Here is a 24,343-nt window from a genome sequence, read left to right on the forward strand (position 1 = left end):
GCAAACCTGAAATTACCTACTACAATTAACTTTGAATGGCGCTATTAAGTAGCGCTTTATATCGTGATTTTGTTTAACTGCAAAATAAAACGAAACCGAAGGATGACGTGGAGGTCTGCAATGAATAAAGACGAAGCGAGTGGTAACTGGAAACAGTTCAAAGGAAAGATGAAAGAGAAATGGGGCAAGCTGACCGACGATGATATGCAAGTCATTGAAGGTAAACGCGATCAGCTGGTCGGAAAAATTCAGGAACGTTACGGCTACGCGAAAGAAGAAGCGGAGAAAGAAGTAACGGCCTGGGAAGGTTCCAACAAAGATTACCGCTGGTAATCACGCTTTCAGGGACGCTCCTACCCGGGTCGGTACGCTCATGCCGGCCACCGCACAAGGATGTGCACATTAACCCTGTAACCCTGTAACCCTGTAACCCTGTAACCCTGTAACCCTGTAACCCTGTAACCCTGTAGCCTTGTAACCCCAACCCTGTTAACCCCGTTTACCGCGCTTTTTCCCTTCAGTCTGATGGTCGTGATCACAATGTTCATGATGTTCACAAGCCTCAACTTCAGCACAGTTCTCACATAAGCCATGGGCTTCAATCACGCTATGGCGTAGCACAAAGTGTGCCTCCTGAGCCAAAGACGCGATGATCTGCTCTGCGCCTTGAGCCTGCTTTTCTGTCACCCCAGCACAGCGATCGCAAACCAGCATAACCGACGTATGCGCAGGCGCTTCGAAGTGATGACACATGACATAGCTGTTATTCGATTCAACCCGATGAATAAAACCCTGTTCGAGCAAGAAATCCAGCGCACGATAAACGGTAGGCGGCTTAGCCTGCGGCTCGCTAACCCGCAACTGATCAAGCAGGTCATAAGCACTGATAGAGCCTGGCTGTCCGGCCATCAACCGTAGCACTTCTGCTCGCTGGGTCGTCAGGCGAACACCGCGCTGTAAACACAGCTTCTCAGCCTGGGTCATAATTTGCTCTGGCGTCATGGTTGACATGGCGTTTCTCCGCTAGACAGGTGATGTTATCTTATCACAATAATTGTTATGACGTTGAACCTTGCCGCCAGCCAGACAGCGCCCGCTTACACGCTTCTGTTTCTTCCCTTCCGTTCGCTTATCCTTTGCTGACAACTGGCTTCGTACCAGTCTGTTTCAGAATGTTTATAGATATTTTTTACTTTTACTTTACATCTCACTGAGTTAAGAACTAATGTTTAAATGTTCTTAATAAAGTGCTGGCCCAGACTGGATTTGCCTGAAGCATTTTCGGCGGGAACCTCACATATCGGATCGAAAAACAATCAATCCACGGAATTGCGCCACTATTTACTCTGAATTCACAGCAATAAAGCGTTAGCAATCCTCCACAATGGAGCTAACAAACTATTCAGTCGTTAATGTTTTAACGGCAATATTTCAGGTGATGATAAGCAAATGGCAAAAATAACCGTTCCACGTTCCGTTCTGGTTTTTCCTGCAGTATTCAATGCCCTGGTTTTTTCATCTTCCGCGCTGGCCGCCGGAACCTGGTATGATGCCCGCAACGACGCCATGGGCGGAACGGGCGTGGCGTCCTCAAACTACGGTTCGGCTGTGTTGGCTAACCCGGCGTTAATGACCAAAGCCAGGCCCGACGATAACGTCAGCATTATTATTCCCAGTGCCGGTGTGCAAATCACGGACAAAGACAAGATGGTCGATAAGATCGATACCATCACGGATACGGTAAATCGCTATCAGGATCTGTTCGGCAACGCCACAGGATTTGAGCTGTTACGCCGTATCCCGCAAATCCAGGCTGCCTCCGGCGACTTAGCGAATACGCTCAGGGATTTACGCGGTAATAAAGCCAATGCCACAGCGGGTGCGGCAATCGCCGTAACCATTCCCAATGAAACACTGCCTTTTGCCTTTATCACCAAGGCTTACGGTACGGCGCACGTTCGCGCGAATGTGAAAGAAGGTGACATCGTTATTCTGCAGGGCGTTGCTGATGGCACCTTTGCAGGTATTCCTGGCGGTGCCTTTGGCCTGGCGAACGTTCAAAACCTGCTGGGCTCCAGCGCGAATGGCCTGGCGGCGTTGAATACGGATTACGGTATTTCCGTTGCCCATGAGTTCACGATTGCCGGACAACCTGTCTCAATCGGTATTACGCCAAAACTGCAAAAAACCTGGCTGTATAATTACTCCGCCAGCGTCTATAACTACGACAAAAACGATTTGCGCGACGGTCGTTACCGCAGCACCGAAAGCGGTTTTAACATCGATGCCGGTGTGGCGACGGTCTTCGCCGAAAACTGGACGCTGGGCGTGACCGGACAAAACCTGGTTTCCCGCGATCTGCAAACGAAAGAAGTGAACGGCTATCGCGATACTTACGAAATCCGCCCATTAGTGACGGCGGGCTTAGCATGGGATAAAGGCCCCGTTACCCTGACCGGTGATGTTGATCTGACCGAAACCCACCGCTTTAAATCGCAGGAAAACAGCCAGTACGCTGGCGTAGGTGCGGAATACCGCGTGCTGGAGTGGTTGCAGTTACGTGCCGGTTACCGCGCGGACATGCGTTCTACTGATGAAAACGTGGCCACAGCCGGTTTCGGTGTGTCACCGTTCAACAACTCTGTGCATCTGGATCTGGCTGGCTCAGTGGGCCAAAACAATACCTGGGGTGCAATGGCACAGCTTGGATTTAATTTCTAATCCCTTGCCATTAACGGGCGGGCGATACCTTGTCGCCCGCCCTTATGCTATCCTTGCGCAGAATATCATCACTGTTAACTACCGGATCGACTGCGCTTCATGACCGATACTTTTTCATCCCAACGCTTTTCTGTTGCCCCCATGCTCGACTGGACCGATCGTCACTGTCGCTACTTCCATCGTCAGCTCACTGCGGACACGCTGCTGTATACCGAAATGGTAACGACGGGCGCAATCATTCACGGCAAAGGCGATTATCTGGCATACAGCGAACAGGAGCATCCGGTCGCGTTGCAACTGGGCGGAAGCGATCCCGCCGCCCTGGCACAGTGTGCGGCGCTGGCGGAACAGCGCGGCTACGATGAAGTGAACCTCAATGTGGGTTGCCCGTCAGATCGGGTACAGAATGGTCGCTTTGGTGCCTGCCTGATGGCGGAAGCAGGCCTGGTGGCAGACGGTATCAACGCGATGCGCGAAGTGGTGGATATCCCGGTAACGGTTAAAACCCGTATCGGCATTGACGATCAGGACAGCTATGCTTTCCTTACCGACTTTATCGGCACCGTGGCAGAGCGCGGTGGCTGTGACACCTTTATTATCCATGCCCGTAAAGCCTGGCTCTCTGGCCTCAGCCCGAAAGAGAACCGTGAGATCCCGCCGCTGGATTATCCGCGGGTTTACCAGTTAAAGCGCGATTTTCCGCAGTTGACAATTGCGATCAACGGTGGCGTGAAAACGCTGGAAGAGGCAAAAACGCACCTTCAGCATCTGGACGGCGTGATGATGGGCCGTGAAGCCTATCAAAACCCCGGTATCCTGGCGCAGGTGGATCGTGAGTTATTTGGCCGCGATCGTCCTGCGGTCGATCCGGTCGCGGTGGTGCGGGCTATGTATCCTTATATTGAAGCGGAACTCACCAAAGGGACTTACCTTGGCCATGTTACGCGCCATATGTTGGGCCTGTTCCAGGGGATTCCTGGCGCACGTCAGTGGCGACGTCACCTCAGTGAAAACGCCCACAAGCCCGGTGCCGATGTCCGTGTACTGGAGGCGGCGCTAGCCCTGGTCGCCGACAAAATTCCTCAGGAAGCATAATCCTGCAAAACCAGCCACCCGGCTGGTTTTTTTAACACCAACAGTTGGTTAATTTCATCAATTTTGGGTTTCGTTTTTTCTGCTATTTCTATTAAAATCAAAAAGTTAACCTTTGGCACGTTTCTTGTAATAGTCAGTGTATTGATAACGAGGAGCTCCAAAATGGATATTCTTTTTGTGTTGGGTTTTTTCCTGATGCTGTTACTGACCGGCGTGTCCCTGTTAGGCGTGATTGCTGCCCTGATCGTCGCCACGGTGGTAATGTTTGTAGGTGGCATGCTGGCACTGATTGTGAAGGTTTTGCCCTGGTTAATCCTGGCGGTGGCAGCGGTATGGCTTTATCGCCGCTTTTTTACAGACGAAGAGACGCGCCGACGCAACAGGCTTAAACGCCGCTTCAGTCGGCTGGAAAAAGACGGCTGGTACTAAATGTGTCCGGGATCACAGGGTGTGACATTGCCGGTAAGATAATGGCCGGTGGCCATACTTTTTACTTATGTTTTCTGTCAGGATAAGTCGCGTTGTTTCATAACATATTCATCGCTTCTGACCCTACATCAGTGCGAATGAAAAATAAAAAAAAGGGCTTCCTGCGGGAAGCCCTTTTTATTTCAGGGAATTAACAGGCTGGAGCCATGCGTGGCCCGGCTCTCCAGAGCCTGATGCGCTTTACTGGCCTCTTTAAGGGCAAATTTTTGCTGCTCAGGCACATCGACCTTAATCGCGCCACTGGCCAGCAATGAAAACAGCTCGGCACTGGCCGTTTCCAGTTCCTGACGATTGGTGATGTATCCGAACAGGGAAGGTCGGGTAACGAATAGCGATCCTTTCTTGTTCAAAATACTGAGATCGATATTGGTCACCGGCCCCGAAGCATTACCAAAACTCACCATCAGCCCCTGACGACGCAGACAGTCCAGCGAGGCTTCCCAGGTGGCTTTACCTACCGAGTCATAGACCACGCCAACCTTTTCGCCCCCGGTCAGTTCCATGACGCGCTGAGCAATATCGTCTTGCTGATAATTAATCGTGGCCCAGGCGCCAGCATTTTTTGCCAGCGTCGCTTTTTCGGGGGAGCCGACGGTACCAATCAGGTGCGCGCCCAGCGCTTTCGCCCACTGACAGGCAATCAGCCCGACACCACCGGCAGCCGCATGAAACAGGAAGATTTCATCTGGTTTCACCTTGTAGGTCTGACGTAGCAGATACTGAGTAGTCAGCCCTTTCAGGAAACTGGCGGCCGCCTGCTCAAAGCTAATGGCATCCGGTAACAGCATCAGGCGCTCTTCCGCCACATTATGCTGTTCACTGTAAGCACCCAGTGCCGCCTGGCAATACACAACGCGATCGCCGGGCTTAAACCGTGTCACAGCCGAGCCGACACGCGTCACCACGCCAGCCGCCTCGGTGCCCAGGCCTGACGGGAAATGACTGGCTGGATAAAGCCCGCTGCGAATGTAGGTATCAATATAGTTGATGCCAATCGCTCGATTTTCTACCTGGATTTCATGCTCAGTGGGATCGGCAAGCTCAAAATCGACCCAGCTTAAAACCTCGGGACCGCCGTGTGCGTTGAACTGAATACGCTTTGCCATTCTTACTCCTGTGATTGTTTCATCATGAGGGTGAGGCGCGCCCCTTAACTGAGGTATACTTGCGCGTCCCCACAGAAGATCGGTAATGCATTCACTATGGCAGGAAATAAACCCACCAACAAATCGAACGAAACGCAGGATCGCCAGTTGGAAGGCGTGAAAATGCCCCCGCATTCGCTGGAAGCGGAACAGTCGGTGCTGGGTGGGTTAATGCTGGATAACGAGCGCTGGGACAACGTGTCCGAACGCGTCGTGGCTAATGATTTTTTCAATCGCTCGCACCGTCTGATCTTTTCCGAGATGCAGCGCCTGCTGGAAAACAGTAAGCCGATAGACCTGATCACTCTGTCTGAATCGCTCGAAACGCGCGGCGAACTGGACATGGCAGGCGGCTTCGCTTACCTGGCAGAGCTGGCAAAAAATACGCCCAGCGCTGCGAACATCGGCGCCTATGCGGATATCGTACGCGAACGCGCGGTAGTACGTGAAATGATCGCCGTGGCAAATCAAATTGCCGATGCCGGTTACGATCCCCAGGGACGCAGCAGTGAAGATCTGCTGGATTTTGCCGAGTCGAACGTATTCAAGATTGCTGAGGCGCGGGCGAATAAAGATGATGGTCCAAAGAATATTGAGCAGATTCTTGAAGCCACCGTTTCACGCATCGAATCGCTGTATCAGACGCCGCATGATGGTGTTACCGGGGTGGATACCGGTTACCAGGACCTGAATAAGAAAACGGCGGGTCTGCAGCGATCAGACCTGATTATTGTGGCCGCCCGTCCGTCGATGGGTAAAACCACCTTTGCCATGAACCTGTGCGAAAACGCCGCCATGTTACAGGACAAACCGGTGCTGATTTTCAGCCTGGAGATGCCCAGCGAACAGATCATGATGCGTATGCTGGCCTCGTTGTCGCGGGTCGATCAGACGCGCATTCGTACCGGTCAGCTCGACGATGAAGACTGGGCGCGCATTTCGGGAACGATGGGGATCTTGCTGGAAAAGAAGAATATGTATATCGATGATTCTTCTGGCCTGACGCCGACCGAAGTGCGTTCTCGCGCGCGGCGTATCTACCGTGAAAACGGTGGACTGAGCATGATCATGATCGACTACCTGCAGTTGATGCGCGTACCTGCCTTGTCGGATAACCGTACCCTGGAAATCGCGGAGATTTCCCGTTCGTTAAAAGCGCTGGCAAAAGAGCTGAATGTGCCCGTGGTGGCCCTGTCCCAGTTGAACCGCTCTCTGGAACAACGTGCCGATAAACGCCCGGTGAACTCGGATCTGCGTGAATCCGGGTCGATCGAGCAGGATGCTGACTTGATCATGTTTATTTATCGCGATGAGGTTTATCACGAAAACAGCGATCTTAAAGGGATTGCCGAGATCATTCTGGGCAAGCAGCGTAACGGCCCCATCGGAACCGTGCGCCTCACCTTTAACGGTCAGTGGTCACGTTTCGATAACTACGCCGGACCGCAATACGACGACGAGTAATCCTGTTATGCGCCGACATGCACGATCTGTGCATGTCGCTTACCACCGTACGAAATAGTGTTGGACAATCCCGCAGATAATCGGGTTATCTGTAGCAAAGCGACACTCCTACGCGATGGAAACAGCATGACTCATGTAGACGATTACGATCTAAAAATCCTCACTCTGTTACAATCCAACGGCCGCCTTACCAATCAGGAACTCAGTGATTTAGTGGGTCTTTCTGCGTCGCAATGCTCACGTCGTCGTATCAATCTTGAACAGGCAAACCTGATTCTTGGCTATCACGCACGCCTGTCGCCGGACGCGGTAGGTCTTGGCATGGTCGGGTTGATCGAAGTGCGTCTTATCAACCACACCGCTGAGTATGTCGAGAGTTTTCATCAGATGGTGGCGCAGGAAGAGGCCATTGTTGATGCATATAAAACCACCGGGGATGCCGACTACCTGCTAAAAGTGGCGGTGGCCGATTTAGCCTCACTCAGTGCGTTAATCAGCCAGTTGTTAGCCGGGCACCAAAGCGTTTCCCATGTCAAAACGTCGGTTGTGCTGGGCAGGCTTAAAGAGAATGGTCTGATGATGAGTGCTGAGCCCGCTGTGCGCCAAAAAAGCGCATGATGTGCAAATGTGGTGCGATGAATCGTCAATCTATGCGTTTTTTGTGCGCCACATAAATCGACCATGCACGATTCGCCCTGTCAGGGCCGATGACACAGGCGGATGAAGACAACCGCGTTTTCCGCACACGCAGGCTGGCGTAGTTATTGCATCAGTGCGTCATTCCTTCGCACTGAGACAGTATTATGGATAACCTTGTACAACCCGTTGATATTCCCCATTCTCGCCTTGAAGACGCGCTGGCTATTCTGCTCGGCACCTTAATGGTCTCGTTTGGCGTGATCATGCTGAAGCAGGCGGGTGCCCTGACCGGCAGTACGGCAGGCATCGCATTTTTAATCAGCTACCTGTCGCCCGTCTCTTTTGGCAGTGCCTTCTTTCTGATTAACATCCCGTTTTACTGGCTGGCCGTAAAGCGCATGGGCTGGGAATTTACCCTGAAAACCTTCAGTGCCGTGGGCCTGGTATCACTTTTTACCCACCTGCACCCGTTATTTATGCATTTTTCCACGCTGAATCCTTTTTATGCGGCATTGTTCGGTAACGTCATCATGGGCATTGGGTTTATAGTGTTGTTTCGTCACAAAGCCAGCCTGGGTGGAATCAATATTCTGGCGCTCTGGTTACAGGACCGTTTCGGCATTCGCGCCGGTAAACTGCAAATGGCAGTGGATACCTGTGTGGTGCTGGCGTCGCTGTTTGTCGTCAGCCTGCCGATGTTGCTTGCGTCTGTCGCCGGCGCAGTGGTGCTTAATTTGATTATCGCAATGAACCATCGTCCCGGGCGTTACAGGGTTTAGTGGCCCTTTTTATTTCAAGACCAACCATGGAGATCTGCACCGTGTTCCAAAACGTTGATGCCTATGCTGGCGACCCTATTTTGTCGCTGATGGAAGCCTTTAAACAGGACCCGCGCGAGCATAAAGTGAACCTGAGTATTGGGCTTTATTACAATGAGCAAGGCATCATTCCTCAGCTACAGGCCGTTGCCGATGCTGAAGAACAGTTGCGTGCCGAGCCGCAGCAGGCTTCTCTCTATCTTCCGATGGAAGGGTTAAGCAGCTACCGCAACGCGATTGCGCCCTTGTTGTTTGGGGCCGGGCATCCGGTACTGAAAGCGGGCCATGTTGCATCCATCCAGACATTAGGCGGTTCGGGTGCGCTCAAAGTGGGTGCGGATTTCCTCAAGCGCTATTTTCCACAGTCAAACGTTTGGGTCAGCGATCCGACCTGGGAAAACCATGTCGCCATTTTTAGCGGCGCAGGTTTCGAGGTTAATACCTATCCCTGGTATGACCCGGAAAGCAACGGCGTGCGGTTTGACGCTTTCCTCAGCAAGCTGAAAACATTGCCCAGCCAGAGCATCGTGCTGCTGCATCCGTGCTGTCATAACCCGACCGGTGCTGACCTGACGAATGCGCAGTGGGACGAAACCGTCGCGGTGCTGAAAGCACAGGAACTGATTCCGTTTCTCGACATCGCCTATCAGGGCTTTGGTGCTGGTATGGAAGAAGATGCTTACGCGATGCGTGCGGTTGCCGCGGCGGGCTTGCCTGCGCTGGTCAGCAATTCATTCTCAAAAATTTTCTCGCTCTATGGCGAGCGCGTCGGTGGACTTTCCATCGTGTGCGACAGCGCTGAAGAGTCCAGCCGTGTTCTGGGCCAGTTAAAAGCGACCGTGCGTCGTAACTATTCCAGCCCGCCGAATTTCGGCGCGCAGGTGGTGGCACGCGTGTTAAACGATCCTGCCTTAAAGGCGAGCTGGCTGGCAGAAGTGGAAGCGATGCGCCTGCGTATTATCGACATGCGTCAGGCGCTGGTGCAGGTGATGAGTACGGCGTTGCCGGGTAAAAGCGTTGACTACCTGTTAAAGCAGCGCGGGATGTTCAGCTACACCGGCCTGAGCGCGCAGCAGGTGGATCGCCTGCGAGAAGAGTTTGGCGTTTATCTGGTTGGCAGCGGTCGTATGTGCGTGGCGGGCCTCAACAGTAAAAATGTCCATCAGGTAGCAGAAGCCTTTGCTGCGGTAATGTAATTCTCAGCCGTCGCAGGTTCTGGCCGCCAGCATTGTCTGGCGGCTTTTTTATTTTTACGGTTCGGGTTTACCTTTGCGCCACATTCTGCACACTTAAATGGTCTGACAGATTCAGGAAAAAAATGTATGTGGCATCAACAAACCTTGACCTTAAGCGCGAAATCACGCGGTTTTCATCTGGTCACTGACGAAATCGTGCAACAGCTGACAGGGTTACGTGATATCAGGATCGGACTGGTGCATTTGCTGTTGCAACACACTTCAGCCTCACTGACGCTGAATGAAAACTGCGATCCGACGGTACGACGTGATATGGAGCAGCACTTTATGCGTCATGTCCCGGAAGACGCACTTTATCAACATGATTATGAAGGCCGTGACGATATGCCCGCGCACATTAAGTCGTCCAGTCTCGGCGTATCGTTGACGCTGCCTGTGCAGCGTGGCCAGCTGGTATTGGGAACCTGGCAGGGTATTTGGTTGGGTGAGCATCGCATTCACGGTGGTGCCCGACGTATCGTTGCCACCCTACAAGGGGAATGATGATGAATAACTCAGAGTTACTGACCTATTGCATGAGCAAACCTGGCGCTGAACAAAGCGTTCACAGCGACTGGAAGGCTACACAGATTAAGAGCAACGGCGTGCTGTTTGCCATGGTTCATGAAGTGAAAGGTCGACCGGCGGTGTCGTTAAAATCCACGCCTGCGCTGGCAGAACTGATGCGGGATGAGCACAGCGATGTGTTCCCCAGTGAACACCTGAATAAATCCCACTGGAACACGCTGTTTCTGGATGGCACGCTAAAAGATTCGCAAATCTACTATCTGGTGGATGCCTCTTTTCAGCAGGCTGACGCCGGACGATAAGGTCCCTCCCCCGAGGCGGGAGAGGGCGAACGGCAGGGTTATGCCGCAGATTCGTTACGCAGCGTATTGATATCAATAACAAAGCGGTATTTTACATCGCTTTTCAGCATACGTTCGTAGGCGTCGTTAATCTGATCCATAGCAATCAGCTCGATATCTGAGGTAATGCCATGCTCGCCACAGAAATCCAGCATTTCCTGGGTTTCAGCGATGCCGCCGATCAGCGAACCGGCAACACTGCGACGTTTAAAGATCAGGTTAAACACCTGCGGTGCCGGGTGATCATGCTCAGGCGCGCCCACCAGGGTCATATTGCCGTCACGCTTCAGCAGGGTGATAAAGGGGTTAAGATCGTGCTGGGCTGCGACGGTGTTCAGGATGAAGTCAAAGCTGTTGGTATGCTGGGCCATCTGGTCGGCATCTTTAGAGATTACGACTTCGTCCGCACCCAGGCGTTTACCATCTTCGATTTTTGACGGTGAGGTGGTAAACAACACCACATGCGCGCCCATCGCATGTGCAATTTTCACGCCCATGTGACCCAGACCGCCCAGGCCGACGATGCCAACTTTTTTACCCGGACCGACGTTCCAGTGACGCAGCGGTGAATAGGTAGTGATACCGGCACACAGCAGCGGTGCAACGCCTGCCAGCTCAAGGTTTTCGGGAATACGCAGCACAAAGCTTTCATCCACTACCATCGAGGTCGAGTAACCGCCATAGGTAATGGCACCTGTTACGCGATCTTCACCGTTGTAGGTGCCGACAAAACCGTTTTCACAGTACTGCTCCAGCCCTTCCTGGCAGCTTGGACAGCTACGGCAGGAATCCACCATACAGCCGACGCCGACCAGATCGCCCACTTTGTATTTTTGCGTATCCGGGCCAACAGCGGTAACGCGACCGACAATTTCGTGCCCAGGTACCACAGGGAAAATTGTGTTTTTCCACTCATTGCGCGCCTGATGTAAGTCAGAGTGACAAACGCCACAGAACAGCACTTCAAGCTGTACGTCATGAGCACGAAGCTCACGCGGTTTGAAATCAAACGGTGCCAGTTTGGATTTTGCATCCTGAGCAGCATACGCATGGGTAATGTTCATGGAGTCTCCAGTTAAGGTGTGTCGTGATTTTTGAATCAACGCCGCAGCATAAAGCGCGCAGCAAGAAGGTGACGCCAGGGGCGTACCAAAGAGGAACGGATTAAGGATAGTCAGGGGATCGAAAAGCGTATATGCCTATACGTGTCTGAATCTTGCCTGATTCTGCATTTATCCGGTTAAACAGAGCAGTTCTGAAAAAAAAGCCCGCCAGAGGCGGGCATGACAATTTATTTTTTCAACAAGGGTTTGAGGAAACGCGCGGTATGGGATTTCTCGCACTCCGCCACCGTTTCCGGCGTACCCGACACCAGGATTTCACCGCCGCCGCTGCCGCCTTCTGGCCCCAGGTCGACAATCCAGTCCGCCGTTTTAATCACGTCCAGATTGTGCTCAATCACCACAATGGTGTTGCCTTGATCGCGCAGTTGATGCAGCACTTCCAGCAACTGCTGGATATCAGCAAAGTGTAACCCGGTGGTCGGCTCATCCAGAATATACAGGGTTTGACCGGTACCGCGTTTTGACAGCTCACGCGCCAGTTTCACACGCTGGGCTTCACCGCCGGAGAGTGTCGTTGCCGACTGCCCCAGGCGGATATAGGACAAACCCACGTCCATCAGCGTTTGCAGCTTACGCGCCAGCGCCGGTACGGCATCAAAGAACTCGCGTGCCTCTTCGATGGTCATTTCCAGCACTTCGTGAATGCTTTTGCCTTTGTATTTAATCTCCAGCGTTTCACGGTTATAGCGTTTGCCTTTGCACTGATCGCACGGCACATAGATGTCCGGCAAAAAGTGCATCTCAACTTTCAGTACGCCATCACCCTGACAGGCTTCACAGCGTCCGCCACGGACGTTAAAGCTGAACCGGCCAGGATTGTAACCGCGTGAACGGGACTCCGGGACGCCGGCAAACAGCTCACGTACCGGCGTAAAAATACCGGTATAGGTTGCCGGGTTTGAGCGCGGCGTCCGGCCAATAGGGCTCTGATCGATATCGATAACTTTATCGAAATGCTCCAGTCCGACTACCTCACGGTAGGGGGCCGGTTCGGCAATCGTCGCGCCATTCAGGGCGCGCTGTGCAATCGGGAACAGCGTATCGTTGATGAGCGTCGACTTCCCTGAACCGGAGACACCGGTGATGCAGGTAAACAGGCCAACAGGCAGCGTTAACGTCACATCCTTAAGGTTGTTGCCCCGTGCGCCGGTGATTTTCAGCACCTTAGACGGATCGCCTTTCACCCGCGCTTTTGGCAAGGCGATTTCGCGTTTTCCACTGAGGAACTGACCGGTCAGGGAGGCTTCTTCGGCCATGATCTGGTCGACGGTCCCTTCCGCGACAATCGATCCACCGTGTACCCCTGCGCCGGGACCGATATCAATCACGTGGTCGGCGGCACGAATCGCATCCTCATCATGCTCCACCACAATCACCGTGTTGCCCAGATCGCGCAGGTGAATCAGCGTACCAAGCAGGCGCTCGTTATCACGCTGATGCAGGCCGATGGAAGGCTCATCCAGCACATACATGACACCGACCAGGCCAGCACCGATCTGACTGGCCAGGCGAATACGTTGTGCTTCACCGCCCGAGAGGGTTTCAGCGGAGCGCGACATCGACAGGTAATTCAGGCCAACGTTGACCAGAAAGCTCAGGCGATCGCCAATCTCTTTCAGCACTTTCTCGGCGATTTTAGCCCGCTGACCACTCAGCTTCAGGTTTTCAAAAAACGACATGGCGTGCCCAATACTCATTTCTGAGATGGTGGGCAGCGTGGTATTTTCCACGTAGACGTGGCGTGCTTCACGCCGCAGACGCGTTCCTTCACAGCTGGTGCAGGCACGATTGCTGATGAACTTCGCCAGCTCTTCACGCACCGCCGATGACTCCGTCTCTTTATAACGGCGTTCCATATTGTTCAGCACGCCCTCGAACGGATGACGGCGCACCGAGGTATCACCACGGTCATTGATATATTTAAACTCAATGCTCTCTTTACCAGAACCATACAGGATGACGTTACGCACGTTGTCCGGCAGGCTGCTAAAGGGCGCTTCGATATCAAACTTGAGGTGCTCAGCCAGCGAGCGCAGCATCTGGAAGTAATAAAAATTGCGGCGATCCCAGCCGCGGATTGCGCCACCGGCCAGCGACAGCTCCACATTTTGCACCACGCGATCGGGATCGAAATACTGCTGCACGCCCAGACCATCACAGGTTGGGCAGGCACCGGCAGGGTTGTTGAACGAAAACAGGCGCGGCTCCAGCTCACTCATGCTGTATCCGCAGATCGGGCAGGCAAAGTTAGCGGAGAACAGCAGTTCTTCGGCGGCATCATCGTCCATATCGGCGACAATCGCCGTACCACCAGACAGTTCCAGCGTGGTTTCGAACGACTCGGCAAGGCGCGTCGCTAAGTCATCGCGCACTTTGAAGCGATCGATAACCACTTCAATGGTGTGTTTTTTCTGCAGTTCTAGCTTAGGTGGATCGGAAAGATCGCACACCTCGCCATCGATCCTGGCGCGGATATAGCCCTGCGTAGCCAGGTTCTCCAGCGTTTTGGTATGTTCACCTTTACGATCTTTCACCACCGGTGCCAGCAGCATCAGACGACGGCCTTCAGGCTGCTCAAGAACCTGGTCAACCATCTGGCTGACCGTTTGTGCCGCCAGCGGCACGTCGTGATCCGGGCAGCGAGGTTCACCCACGCGGGCAAACAGCAGGCGCAGGTAATCGTGGATCTCGGTGATCGTCCCCACCGTAGAACGCGGGTTATGCGAGGTGGACTTTTGCTCAATGGAGATAGCCGGCGACAAACCCTCGATATGATCGACGTCCGGTTTCTCCATCAATGAAAGAAACTGGCGCGCATAAGCAGAGAGCGACTCCACATAGCGGCGCTGACCTTCCGCATACAGCGTATCAAACGCCAGAGATGACTTACCGGACCCGGACAGGCCAGTAACCACAATGAGTTTGTCGCGAGGAATCGTCAGGTTGATGTTTTTCAAATTATGGGTGCGGGCACCACGAACTTCGATCTTATCCATTCACCTTTCCCGGATTAGCAGCACTCACCGCGCCATACGACACGGCCAGAATAAACGCATCATTATGGCACAAAAAATAGACTGAACAAATATCCAGTAGTTTTTTGCTTTTTTAAGGCGGATGATTAAAAATGGAACACCTCTCTAAACTGGGAAACCAGGCGCGGGACGTGTTAGAATTGATCGTTTAGAGTTTACGTAAAAATTCATCGGGAGACAGCAACATGGCCAGTCGTGGCGTTAACAAAGTGATTCTTGTCGGGAATCTGGGTCAGGATCCGGAAGTACGTTACATGCCAAATGGTGGCGCTGTCGCCAACATTACGCTGGCTACCTCGGAAAGCTGGCGTGATAAACAGACCGGTGAAAACAAAGAAATCACCGAATGGCACCGTGTCGTGCTGTTTGGCAAGCTGGCTGAAGTTGCCGGCGAATATCTGCGTAAAGGTTCTCAGGTCTATATTGAAGGCCAGTTGCGCACCCGTAAGTGGCAGGACCAGGGTGGCCAGGAACGTTACACCACGGAAGTGGTGGTGAACGTTGGCGGCACCATGCAAATGTTGGGTGGACGTCAGCAGGGCGGTAACGCGCCAGCAGCAGGCGGCGGTCAGGGCAGCAACAACGGTTGGGGCCAGCCTCAGCAGCCACAGCCGCAGCAGGCGAATAATAACCAGTTCAGTGGCGGCGCGCAGTCTCGTCCTCAGCAGCAGCCAGGCGCACCGGCCAGCAACAACAATGAACCACCAATGGATTTCGACGACGACATTCCGTTCTGATTAAGACATTGCGTCGTTGTTCCGTATTGCAAAAGCCCCTACAGGGGCTTTTTGTTTTTCTGCATGTGTTCTGGCGTGACGCGATTCCCTTCAGCTCAGGTCATGCAGGGCCTTATCCAGCGGCGGGGTCAAAGACAGGTCCTGAAATGCCACGCTCAGGCCAGCGCGTTCTGGTGTGCAGCACATGACACCGACGTTAACGCTGCCCGCCGGGAAAGGGCACAAACGCAGTAACGGCCAGCATTGACCATCGGTTGAATACTGCAGTCTCAGGCTGTCCCCTTTGCGCGTCAATCTGAGCCAGAATGCCCGCGCATCGCCGGGAAAGATGCCCGTGGCCCAGTCAGACTGGCCAAGCGTCAATACGCTGCCGATGGCGGGCGCACCATCATTATATTCAATGCCCGCTTTCAACCAGTGCTGCGCATCGTGCATCAGCATCAATCCTGCCTGATCGTACAGCGTGGTAAAATCCGCACAAATTTTGACCTGGAAAGTAAAATCCTCCTGCACTTCCGTGGCAAAGATATGCCCGGAAAAACGTTCAAACCCATACCAGGTCTTATGCCAGAAATCCGTTTTTTCATCGGTGACGACCTGCAACGTGCCGTCATGATACCGCCACTGTGCAGGTTCATTGATCCAGGAAAAGGATTCGAACACGGCGCCTCCAAAATGCGTCATAAGTCACAGCCTTACCGTTAAGAGTAGTCAGAGCATAAAGTATAGGCTCAGGTGCCTTTTGGTTGGTCGCCGCTACCGCCATTCAGCCAGCAGGGTTTCGGTATTGACGACGCGCGGCACGTTACCCGGCAGACCAAACCCTGCCCACACTTCATTATGCTGACCAATTAATTGCTCCGCGCTGACGTAAGTGCGGTCGGCGGTGGTGTGCGCGTCGGCTGCCACGGTGATGCGATAACCTAAACTCGCGCCCACTTTAATGGTGGTATCAACACAGTAGTCGGTGGCACAGCCACAAATCACGAAGTCGGTAACCGATAAAGTGGTCAGCAGCGACGCCAGGGGCGTTTGCCAGAAGCTGTCGCACGCGGTTTTGGTGATGTAATGCGCATTCTGGGGTTGTTCAATATCGGGTAACAGGGCAAACGCATGGCTGCCTTCCGTCATGTTTCCTTCGCGATGCTGAATAAAAAGGGTAATGTCAGCCTGTCTGATCAGCCGGTTGATCTGGGCGACTCGCCCTGCGCGATCGAAACGCGGCGATGCAAACACACCATTTTGCATATCAACTACCATTACTACACGCTGCATGATCGTTCCTTGTCAGGATGCCTGTTAAGCAGTGTTGCGTATTCAACCGGGGATGACAATCTTTGCCTGCCGTCGTGCTTTGCGGGCAATATAAAAGACGGTGTCGCATATAGAAGGAGAGGTGACGTGGAGGGCATTCCGGCGGTTTTCCCCTGTGAAAAAGATCGCGCGCAGTTTAAGCAATCGCCTGAGCTGCCCGGTGTGGAGCTTTATCAGGCACATATCTCTCGTTACGCATTTGAACCACATACGCATGAAGCGTTTGGCATAGGAACGATTGAGGCGGGCGCGCAACGTTTTCGCTATCGCGGTACGCAGTACACCGCACCGGCGCATTCGCTGGTGATGATGAATCCAGATGAGCTGCACACCGGCGAATCGGCCTGCGAAGAGGGCTGGCGTTATCAAATGATTTACATCCAGCCGCAGCTGATGGATGAACTCAGCGGTGACCGCGGCTGGTGGTTTAACGACGCGCTCAGGACGGATATCCGTCTGGCACAACCGCTATCGCAGGTTCTCTCGACGTTGTGGCACGCCGAAACGGCGCTGGCACGTTACAGTTTGTTATCAGAACTGCTGCTTCAATTGCGCCCGCTGGCGCGCATGTCCTCTCCCCGCAAAGCGGAAGCCAGGCATCGCTTCGACAAGGTGCGCGACTACCTGCGTGCGAATCTGGCTGAACCGGTCAGGCTGGAGACGCTGGCAGCCTTAGTCTCATTATCGCCCTGGCATTTTTTACGGGCTTTCCGCGATCGTTTCCACGTGACACCTCAGCAAATGTTAATGGCGTACCGACTGTATGAGGCCAAAGAGAGGCTGGCGCAGGGCGAAGCGATCGCCAGCGTGGCCGCTGCGGTGGGCTTGACCGACCAGGCGCATCTCACGCGCGCCTTTGCTAACCGTTATGGCATTACCCCAGGGCGTTATCAAAAACAGATAATCTCGCGATAGCCTGAGCGCAATTTGCTACAAGCCTTTCTTGCCTGATTTGGTCACACTGATGTTAAAACTCAGACAGGAAAAAACGATGTTGATGGGGATACTGTTTGCCCTTGCCGCGGGCATGATGTGGGGGCTGATTTTTGTCGGACCGATCCTGGTCCCGGATTACCCGGGCACCTTACAGTCGGCGGGACGTTATGTGGCCTTTGGGCTGATAGCCCTGCCGCTGGCCTGGCACGATCGTCATCGACTGCGTCAGCTTACGTCCGCTCACTGGCGGGAAGCCTTGAAGCTGTCGCTGATCGGCAACCTGTTTTATTACGCGTTTCTCGCCAATGCTATCCAGCGAACGGGCGCGCCGGTTTCCACCATGATTATTGGCACCTTACCCATCGTTATCGCCGTCACCGCTAACCTGTGTTACGGCCATCTTGAAGGACGGCTGTCCTGGCGGCGGCTGATCCCGGCATTGATGGTAACAGGAGCCGGCCTCGTCTGTGTCAATGCAGCAGAGTTGCAGTCGCAAGGCGCGTCGCTTGATGGCCGCCGTTATCTGACGGGGATTGGCCTGGCGGTGATGGCAGTCATCTGCTGGACCTGGTATCCGCTGCGTAATGCGCGCTGGTTACGAACCCATCCCCAACTTAAACCCGCCACATGGGCGACAGCCCAGGGATTAGTGACTCTGCCGCTGGCCCTGGTAATGTACGCGTTGGTGAGCGCGCAACTGGCGTGGCAACGGCCCGACTTTGCCCTGCCATTTGGCCCCCGACCGCAGGTGTTCGTCTCATTAATGTTGATCATCGGGCTGCTCTGCTCATGGGTGGGGACCTTATGCTGGAACGCGGCCAGCCAACGCCTACCCACGGTTTTAATGGGGCCGCTCATCGTGTTTGAAATTCTGTTTGGGCTGTTATGGACTTTTGTCTGGTATCAAAGCTGGCCACCGGCCTTAACTTCCGCTGGTATTACTTGTCTGATCCTGGGCGTGGTAGGGGCCATGCGGATTAAACCTCAACCCCGGGTGACCGCCCTCGATCCCTGATAATAATTACCGCTTGTGATTGATTATTACTAAGGGTGATATTCACGCTTTTTCAGATAATGCCTCACTCATGATTGGCGAAATAATGCCGAAATCGGCCACTGGCACGGCGGAAATCGGCTCTCAACAGTTAAATGCCACGCACTGTTCCCGGCAAAATGCGATCTCACCCGGCCATTTACCGCCGTGCAAAGCCTTATTTTGAGCAAAAAATAGGCAGTTCTGTCCAGGTTGCGACCACGATTAACCTTCAAATGGCATTTATCGGGGGGCGATGTGTATCCTGGAAGCGAATTTAACGCCCGAAAACCGGGCTGCCAGGCCGTTTGGTTAAGATAATTCCTTATAGAAAACCCCCTTTTACTCCAGCTATCCCTAATTAAATCGGGATTTCACCACGCTTCGCTTTTATTTAATGTTTAACAATGGGCATCAATAGCACCCCACAAGCGGTATTTGCTGAAGAAAGTGATTAGTAGCAATAAACTATTTTTCTGGGATTATTCTGGGCTTTTTTTACCTTTTTATGCTGTTGGAAATCATTCCGCGATCGGCAAAAAATTTCTCAGGGCCAGCCTGGGCTGAAAAAAACAGCATGTTGGCCTGGATATCATTACCAGCACTGAACATAAAAGCACAGGGGATATAGGTTCTTTTAGGGGTGCTAATGAAAAAAAAGAGAGACGCCAATCTCACCGAAATGAGATTGGGCGGATAAAAGTGGCGTAGATAGCGAGACTTTTGCTGTTGTGAATCAATTTTACCGCAAAAAAAGAAGCGTAACCGCCAATCCATTCATTAATTACGGACTGGGCGAAGCGCACCACCATAAATGTCCTGTTAAATGCTCTTCATCTCTTCTGGTAAGAACAAATCGCAGCGATGTGGCCATTAAAAGCCGTCATCTCACTATTAGCGGTTATCAGAACCGGCTGGGTAATGATAAACGCTACGGCTTATATCCAGTAAACGGCAGCTGCGCCGGGTTCCAACATCAAAAGTGTTCTGTAAGAAGTTGACCGCCTGACGTTTGTCATTCGTGGTGAAGAAGTTCTTCAGGACGCTTTGTAGCATTTCCTTATCCGAGTTGAGCGCATGCAGTTCGCGCGTCAGAGACTGAACTTGTTCTTCCAGTTCTTTGATTTTTCTGCCTTCTTCTGAAGATAACCCAGAGAACTTCTTCTTCCAGCTGTAGAAGGTTGCCTCAGAGATGCCAAGCTCCTCACAAATCTCTTTAACTTTAACGCCCGATTCAGAAGCTTTAATGGCATTTGTGATTTGATCTTCGCTATATCGTGACTTTCTCATAAATGCTCTTACCTTTCTTATCAATTAATGGATGAGAATTACTTTATTAACCTTTGGTACTGTATGATTTCATTGAGTGCCGTATTTAAATACGTACGTTAAATTGCGAGGGTTAAATTAAGATATTTAGAATAAATATCATCATGGGATAAATCTTATTTTATTCTGATCGGGATGCCGCGCCTTCCTGGTATGCGGTTTTTGATATAAATTCATCGCATCCCAAAGATAAAAAACGACTGTAAATTTGATATTCAACATTCCTTGACCTGTTTTATTATGGAAGGGTGGTTTTTGGAAACATTATTGATTTCACTTTGAAATCGTTTCCAATAGGCGGTATTCGGGCCAGGTATAATCAGAATTCTCCTGAATTCACTCGATAAAATAAGACCCGATTCTCATTTCCGAGCCGGACTGGCTTGATGTTTATAATTTCGCTTTGAAATTTAAGCGCTTATTACTTCGCCCCCAGGGATGGGGATGCCGAAGCGGTAGAGGTAGAGTAATACTAAGGAATAGTTGATGAAATTGAGCGTAATGGCTAATGCCGCCTGGATGATGTCTGAAAAGATTATCTCCGTTTTTGGCGTCATTTTCGTGACGTCTTATGTGGCCAAATCCTTTGGTCCGACCCTATTTGGTCAGATGGCGTTTTCAACGTCATTATTTGCCATGGTGCAAACCATAGCCATATTTGGCACTGAAACTATTTTGTTTAAACGTGTCAGTAAAAATGCGACAAAAGCTTTACGTTTAATGCGCATTGCACGCACGTTGCGTATGGGTTTATTACTTCTTACCTCGGTGCCGGTATTAATTTGGGTTTGGTACAACATGCAGGAAAATTTCCTGGCATTTGCGCTGGCCTCATTTGTGGCGTCTGTTTTTGTCACGCAGGACACCTTTAGCGTCTACAACAACGCGCGTTTAGCTTCAAAGCTCAACGCCGTTGCGAATGCGGCTGGCATGCTGATGAGCTTTGCCCTGAGCTTTATCATTGCCTGGTTACGCCTTAACCCACTGTGGCTAACGCTGTCAGTGGTCACGGTGACGTTAGTGCCCTACGCCATCAAACGCTACGCCTTTTACCAGGCGCATCAGGATCGGTTCCCGCCGCCGGCGACGCGCACGCTGTATTTGCGTTACCTGATGTATGCCGGATTGCCGCTGGCGATTTCCAGCATCTTTATTTCTATACAGGTAAAAGCCGCGCAGATGTTTTTGGCAGGCATCGCGTCTGCACAAGAACTGGGCTTGTTTGCCGCAGCCAATACCATCGCCGCTTCATGGATTTTTATCCCGGTCGCGCTGATTACCTCGTGCTTCAGTGAAATTTTTCGGGCGCGCGGTGATGAAGCGATCAGGCTGACGGCGCGGCTCAATGGCTACGTGATGGCCGTGTCCCTGCTGATGCTACTTATCGTTGCGTTGTTTGGCGAACAGATCATCACGGCGTTGTATGGCCCGGCGTTCAGGCAGTCGGGCCAGCTCATCACCCTGCTGTCGATAGCGACCAGCTTTTCGGCACTGGGAACCGTCGCGTATCGCTACATGGTGAAAGAAGGGGGCTTTGATTATTTACTGAAGAAAATCATTTGTCTGGTGATCATCAGCATGCCGCTTTCCTGGTGGCTAATTCAGGACTACGGCATTACGGGAGCCGCATGGAGCGTTTTTCTTTCAGAGCTCCTGTCCCTGACCGTCATGAATTATTTTTTTAAACACGGCGTTATTCAAAAAATCCAGGTTTCCTCACTCAACTACAAAACCTACAAATGAGGTCAAATATGCTCAAGTTAAAACAAGAGCTTAGAAGAAGTTTGCAGTACTTTATCAAGAAGATGCCCTGGACTTATCAGGATCGGATTTATTACTTCCGCAAGTTCAGAAGGCTTCCCAACCTGCATGAGCCAAAGGTCTTCAATGAAAAAGTGCTGTATCGCAAGTTCATCCATGGCGATTATCAGCTGTATGCACGCCTGTCCGACAAGTTTTCGGTGCGTGAATTTATTGCTGAGAAAATCGGTAGTGCGTACCTGATTCCCTTGCTGCACGACACCACCGATCCCACCACGCTCAACAACCTGACGCGCTGGAAGGGAACGGTGATTAAACCAAACCATGCTTCAAACATGGTAGAGATCGTGCTGGAGGAACCGAGTGCCCTTCGCAAGCAGCAAATCATTCATAACTGCTACACGTGGTTAAAAACGGATTTTGCCAGCGAAGCACGCGAGATCCACTATCGCTACATCAAGCCACGCATTTTGGTGGAGCAGTACATTGGTGATGGCAAACAGGCACCGGTTGATTACAAGTTTCACATGTTCAACAAGCGTGATGGCAACTTTGAATATGTGCTTCAGGTCATTTACAACCGCGGCCAGCCTCAGCTTTCGATGAACTTTTATGTGAACAACCTGAGCGAGGTGTTTCATAAGATTCGTGATACCGGGCTCGACGTCTCAACGGTTATGCCTTCGTTAGAGCAGGCACTGGCGTTAAGCAAAACGCTGGCCAGCGACTTCGACTATGTGCGCGTGGACTGGTATATCCATGACCAACACATTTACTTCGGCGAGCTTACGTTTACGCCAGGCGCAGGCATGGTGACGGGACTGGATAGCGGATTAGATCAGATGATGGGTGACATGTGGATTCAGGATCGTCGCGGAACGCAGAGACCGGACGTAGAAGTGCAGGATATTGCGATTCCTGTCATGTTGAAGAAAATTTGACGTTACACAGCAATATAAAAAACCCCGCGTTGCGGGGTTTTTTATTGGTCAATCAGGGCATTTGCCAGTTAGCTGGCGCATGACTCATTACGTCAATAAAGACGTCTTTAGAGACGCTGAAAAAATGGTGTACGTTTTCCATACTCAGCGTGATGCCCATCAAGCCCGTCACAAACCAGCACGACATTCCCACGCCAACGCTGCCACAGATAAATGCCATCACGTGATGGCTATCCTGGCGAAGTCGGGTTTTTAACGTGCTGGCAAAGAACATCATTACAGCGCTCAACAATTCCCAGCGCATAACAAGAAAACTGGTGGTTAAGGTAGCCATCAATTTTGACCTCAAAATCGGAGTTTACGCCTGACTGTCTGCGAGCATCACGTCGGCGGAAAAGTCTGTCAGGTCGGGCTCTTTCGTCGGCAACAAATGTCATAATGTGATGTGGATCACACTATAGCATTCGATTTTCCAATTTTGTACAAAATTTGTCTGGTTTTTCAGCAGAAGTGCGTAGTGGGTGCAGGGGAAGGAAACCTGAGAAAAGCGGTGTGCGCCTGGGCAGGCGCACGGTGATATTCAGCTAACCGGACAGCACTCGCCCATGGTGCGCTGGGTAAAGCTGGTCATATTGTCGCTGCAGTCAAAACTCATCAGGCGCGGACGCTGAATCGTCTGGCGGCGCATAGCGTGGCGATAAGCCGTGGGCGTTTGGGAAAACTGGCGGCGAAACACCCTGGAGAAGGTCTGCTGCGAGTCATAACCATATTGCATCGCAATATCGAATACCGGCCGCTGAGTTTGCCGCAGCGCTTCTGCGGCCAGAGTCAGACGGCGTTCACGAATATAACCACCCAACGTTTGTTTCGTCACGCTACGGAACATACGTTGCAGATGCCATTTCGAATAGCCTGATTTCGCGGCCACTTCATCAATTGACAGGCTCTTATCCAGGTTTTGGTCAATCCAGTGTGTCAGTGAATGAATGATCTCTTCTTGTATCATGGCCTCATCCTTCTGGTGAATTTCCCCGTGCGTTCATGCTGCCTTTGCGCGCGAGTCGCGATGAAAATCGCGCCCGTTTGCTGGCGAATGACGTCGTGAGGGAGCGTGTCGTTCTGATGGGAAAAGAGTATAATTCCTCAAGTTAACTTGAGGTAAAGTGCCAAATGAAAAAAGATCGCAATTACCCAAAACCGGTGCTGACGCCGGGTGAAGTGGCGCGCCGCAGCGGCGTTGCCGTCTCTGCGCTGCATTTTTATGAAAGCAAAGGGCTCATCTTTAGCACCCGCAATAACGGAAATCAGCGGCGCTACAGCCGTGATGTTCTGCGACGGGTCGCCATTATTAAAATTGCACAGCGCATTGGAATTCCGCTTGCCAGCGTCAGCGACAGCCTTGAAAACATGCCGGCGGATAAACGTATGTCGGCTCAGGACTGGGGCAATCTGACCCAGCACTGGCGCGACGAACTGGATAAGCGCATCGAAACGCTAACGCGCCTGCGTAACGATTTGGATGGTTGCATTGGCTGTGGATGTTTATCGATGCGTGACTGTCCGCTGCGCAATCCCGGCGATCGGCTGGGGCAGCAGGGTTCGGGCGCGGTACTGCTTGATCCTGAACAGGATGGTGCACTGCATAAGACAAGGTGACG

25 protein-coding genes are annotated in these 24,343 nt (G+C 52.2%); 16 read left to right on the forward strand and 9 right to left on the reverse strand.

Features of this window, described 5'->3' with window-relative positions; genetic code table 11:
- The first annotated feature begins 120 nt into the window (after window positions 1-120).
- Window positions 121-333: a CsbD family protein gene (locus NR177_RS00160; protein ID WP_014606944.1), complete on the forward strand. Its 213-nt coding sequence runs from the start codon at window positions 121-123 to the stop codon at window positions 331-333.
- Window positions 334-489: 156 nt separating this feature from the next.
- On the opposite strand, the gene zur is transcribed toward NR177_RS00160, so the two are convergent.
- Window positions 490-1,011: a zinc uptake transcriptional repressor Zur gene (gene zur, locus NR177_RS00165; RefSeq protein WP_063877985.1), complete on the reverse strand. Its 522-nt coding sequence runs from the start codon at window positions 1,009-1,011 to the stop codon at window positions 490-492.
- A gap of 438 nt (window positions 1,012-1,449) precedes the next feature.
- Between zur and traF the strand changes: the two genes are divergently transcribed.
- From traF to pspG, 3 genes are all read left to right on the forward strand, one after another.
- Window positions 1,450-2,721: a conjugal transfer protein TraF gene (gene traF, locus NR177_RS00170; protein ID WP_241567336.1), complete on the forward strand. Its 1,272-nt coding sequence runs from the start codon at window positions 1,450-1,452 to the stop codon at window positions 2,719-2,721.
- A gap of 99 nt (window positions 2,722-2,820) precedes the next feature.
- Complete coding sequence (gene dusA, locus NR177_RS00175) at window positions 2,821-3,816, forward strand: tRNA dihydrouridine(20/20a) synthase DusA (RefSeq protein ID WP_256852033.1); 996 nt, start codon at window positions 2,821-2,823, stop codon at window positions 3,814-3,816.
- Between the two features lie 162 nt (window positions 3,817-3,978).
- Window positions 3,979-4,245, forward strand: a complete 267-nt coding sequence (gene pspG / locus NR177_RS00180; protein WP_063877988.1) for an envelope stress response protein PspG — start codon at window positions 3,979-3,981, stop codon at window positions 4,243-4,245.
- A gap of 182 nt (window positions 4,246-4,427) precedes the next feature.
- Here pspG and NR177_RS00185 read toward each other — a convergent pair whose 3' ends face one another.
- On the reverse strand, window positions 4,428-5,411 hold the full coding sequence (locus NR177_RS00185; RefSeq protein WP_063877989.1) for a quinone oxidoreductase: 984 nt from the start codon (window positions 5,409-5,411) through the stop codon (window positions 4,428-4,430).
- Window positions 5,412-5,507: 96 nt separating this feature from the next.
- Here NR177_RS00185 and dnaB point away from each other — a divergent pair, with 96 nt between their 5' ends.
- The 6 genes from dnaB to NR177_RS00215 all read left to right on the forward strand — a co-directional run bounded on the left by dnaB (window position 5,508) and on the right by NR177_RS00215 (window position 10,436).
- Window positions 5,508-6,914 carry a replicative DNA helicase gene (dnaB, locus tag NR177_RS00190; RefSeq protein WP_063877990.1) on the forward strand — a complete coding sequence of 469 codons (1,407 nt, stop codon included), beginning with the start codon at window positions 5,508-5,510 and terminating at the stop codon, window positions 6,912-6,914.
- Window positions 6,915-7,040: 126 nt separating this feature from the next.
- On the forward strand, window positions 7,041-7,532 hold the full coding sequence (locus NR177_RS00195; RefSeq protein WP_063877991.1) for an Lrp/AsnC family transcriptional regulator: 492 nt from the start codon (window positions 7,041-7,043) through the stop codon (window positions 7,530-7,532).
- A 185-nt stretch (window positions 7,533-7,717) separates the two neighbouring features.
- Entirely contained in the window at window positions 7,718-8,332 is a 615-nt protein-coding gene (locus tag NR177_RS00200) for a YitT family protein (RefSeq protein WP_063877992.1), read from the forward strand.
- A 41-nt stretch (window positions 8,333-8,373) separates the two neighbouring features.
- Window positions 8,374-9,567 (forward strand): amino acid aminotransferase, encoded by a 1,194-nt coding sequence (locus NR177_RS00205; protein ID WP_172897565.1) that lies wholly within the window; start codon window positions 8,374-8,376, stop codon window positions 9,565-9,567.
- A gap of 126 nt (window positions 9,568-9,693) precedes the next feature.
- Window positions 9,694-10,110 (forward strand): secondary thiamine-phosphate synthase enzyme YjbQ, encoded by a 417-nt coding sequence (locus tag NR177_RS00210; RefSeq protein ID WP_096010468.1) that lies wholly within the window; start codon window positions 9,694-9,696, stop codon window positions 10,108-10,110.
- Between the two features lie 2 nt (window positions 10,111-10,112).
- The gene (locus NR177_RS00215; protein WP_063877995.1) at window positions 10,113-10,436 is read left to right on the forward strand and encodes an MmcQ/YjbR family DNA-binding protein; all 324 of its coding nucleotides are present in this window, start codon (window positions 10,113-10,115) and stop codon (window positions 10,434-10,436) included.
- Between the two features lie 38 nt (window positions 10,437-10,474).
- Here the strand turns inward: NR177_RS00215 and NR177_RS00220 are convergent, their stop codons facing one another.
- Both NR177_RS00220 and uvrA read right to left on the reverse strand, forming a co-directional pair.
- Window positions 10,475-11,539: an NAD(P)-dependent alcohol dehydrogenase gene (locus NR177_RS00220; RefSeq protein WP_063877996.1), complete on the reverse strand. Its 1,065-nt coding sequence runs from the start codon at window positions 11,537-11,539 to the stop codon at window positions 10,475-10,477.
- A 227-nt stretch (window positions 11,540-11,766) separates the two neighbouring features.
- Window positions 11,767-14,595, reverse strand: a complete 2,829-nt coding sequence (gene uvrA, locus NR177_RS00225) for an excinuclease ABC subunit UvrA (protein WP_063877997.1) — start codon at window positions 14,593-14,595, stop codon at window positions 11,767-11,769.
- 224 nt (window positions 14,596-14,819) lie between these two features.
- On the opposite strand from uvrA, the gene ssb1 reads away from it, so the two are divergent.
- Window positions 14,820-15,371, forward strand: coding sequence for a single-stranded DNA-binding protein SSB1 (gene ssb1, locus NR177_RS00230; protein WP_063877998.1), 552 nt, complete (start codon window positions 14,820-14,822; stop codon window positions 15,369-15,371).
- A 90-nt stretch (window positions 15,372-15,461) separates the two neighbouring features.
- Here the strand turns inward: ssb1 and NR177_RS00235 are convergent, their stop codons facing one another.
- Together NR177_RS00235 and NR177_RS00240 are read right to left on the reverse strand one after the other, a co-directional pair.
- Window positions 15,462-16,055, reverse strand: coding sequence for a DUF1349 domain-containing protein (locus tag NR177_RS00235; RefSeq protein ID WP_306277938.1), 594 nt, complete (start codon window positions 16,053-16,055; stop codon window positions 15,462-15,464).
- A gap of 72 nt (window positions 16,056-16,127) precedes the next feature.
- On the reverse strand, window positions 16,128-16,646 hold the full coding sequence (locus tag NR177_RS00240; RefSeq protein WP_063878000.1) for an isochorismatase family protein: 519 nt from the start codon (window positions 16,644-16,646) through the stop codon (window positions 16,128-16,130).
- Window positions 16,647-16,772: 126 nt separating this feature from the next.
- On the opposite strand from NR177_RS00240, the gene NR177_RS00245 reads away from it, so the two are divergent.
- Both NR177_RS00245 and NR177_RS00250 read left to right on the forward strand, forming a co-directional pair.
- On the forward strand, window positions 16,773-17,600 hold the full coding sequence (locus tag NR177_RS00245; RefSeq protein ID WP_096010466.1) for an AraC family transcriptional regulator: 828 nt from the start codon (window positions 16,773-16,775) through the stop codon (window positions 17,598-17,600).
- Window positions 17,601-17,676: 76 nt separating this feature from the next.
- Window positions 17,677-18,636: a DMT family transporter gene (locus NR177_RS00250; RefSeq protein ID WP_241567340.1), complete on the forward strand. Its 960-nt coding sequence runs from the start codon at window positions 17,677-17,679 to the stop codon at window positions 18,634-18,636.
- 912 nt (window positions 18,637-19,548) lie between these two features.
- Here NR177_RS00250 and NR177_RS00255 read toward each other — a convergent pair.
- On the reverse strand, window positions 19,549-19,944 hold the full coding sequence (locus NR177_RS00255) for a transposase (RefSeq protein WP_256852034.1): 396 nt from the start codon (window positions 19,942-19,944) through the stop codon (window positions 19,549-19,551).
- Window positions 19,945-20,469: 525 nt separating this feature from the next.
- Here NR177_RS00255 and NR177_RS00260 point away from each other — a divergent pair.
- Together NR177_RS00260 and NR177_RS00265 are read left to right on the forward strand one after the other, a co-directional pair.
- The gene (locus NR177_RS00260; protein WP_256852035.1) at window positions 20,470-21,726 is read left to right on the forward strand and encodes an oligosaccharide flippase family protein; all 1,257 of its coding nucleotides are present in this window, start codon (window positions 20,470-20,472) and stop codon (window positions 21,724-21,726) included.
- Between the two features lie 8 nt (window positions 21,727-21,734).
- Window positions 21,735-22,685 (forward strand): ATP-grasp fold amidoligase family protein, encoded by a 951-nt coding sequence (locus tag NR177_RS00265; protein ID WP_096010463.1) that lies wholly within the window; start codon window positions 21,735-21,737, stop codon window positions 22,683-22,685.
- 52 nt (window positions 22,686-22,737) lie between these two features.
- Here NR177_RS00265 and NR177_RS00270 read toward each other — a convergent pair whose 3' ends face one another.
- Both NR177_RS00270 and soxS read right to left on the reverse strand, forming a co-directional pair.
- Window positions 22,738-23,019 carry a YjcB family protein gene (locus NR177_RS00270; protein ID WP_063878006.1) on the reverse strand — a complete coding sequence of 94 codons (282 nt, stop codon included), beginning with the start codon at window positions 23,017-23,019 and terminating at the stop codon, window positions 22,738-22,740.
- 246 nt (window positions 23,020-23,265) lie between these two features.
- The gene (soxS, locus tag NR177_RS00275; protein WP_063878007.1) at window positions 23,266-23,691 is read right to left on the reverse strand and encodes a superoxide response transcriptional regulator SoxS; all 426 of its coding nucleotides are present in this window, start codon (window positions 23,689-23,691) and stop codon (window positions 23,266-23,268) included.
- A 164-nt stretch (window positions 23,692-23,855) separates the two neighbouring features.
- Here soxS and soxR point away from each other — a divergent pair, with 164 nt between their 5' ends.
- Window positions 23,856-24,341 (forward strand): redox-sensitive transcriptional activator SoxR, encoded by a 486-nt coding sequence (gene soxR, locus NR177_RS00280; RefSeq protein ID WP_063878008.1) that lies wholly within the window; start codon window positions 23,856-23,858, stop codon window positions 24,339-24,341.
- The last annotated feature ends 2 nt before the right edge of the window (window positions 24,342-24,343 follow it).

It is taken from the genome of Pantoea sp. Fr+CA_20 (assembly GCF_024520835.1).
Taxonomy (GTDB): Bacteria; Pseudomonadota; Gammaproteobacteria; order Enterobacterales; family Enterobacteriaceae; genus Pantoea; species Pantoea allii.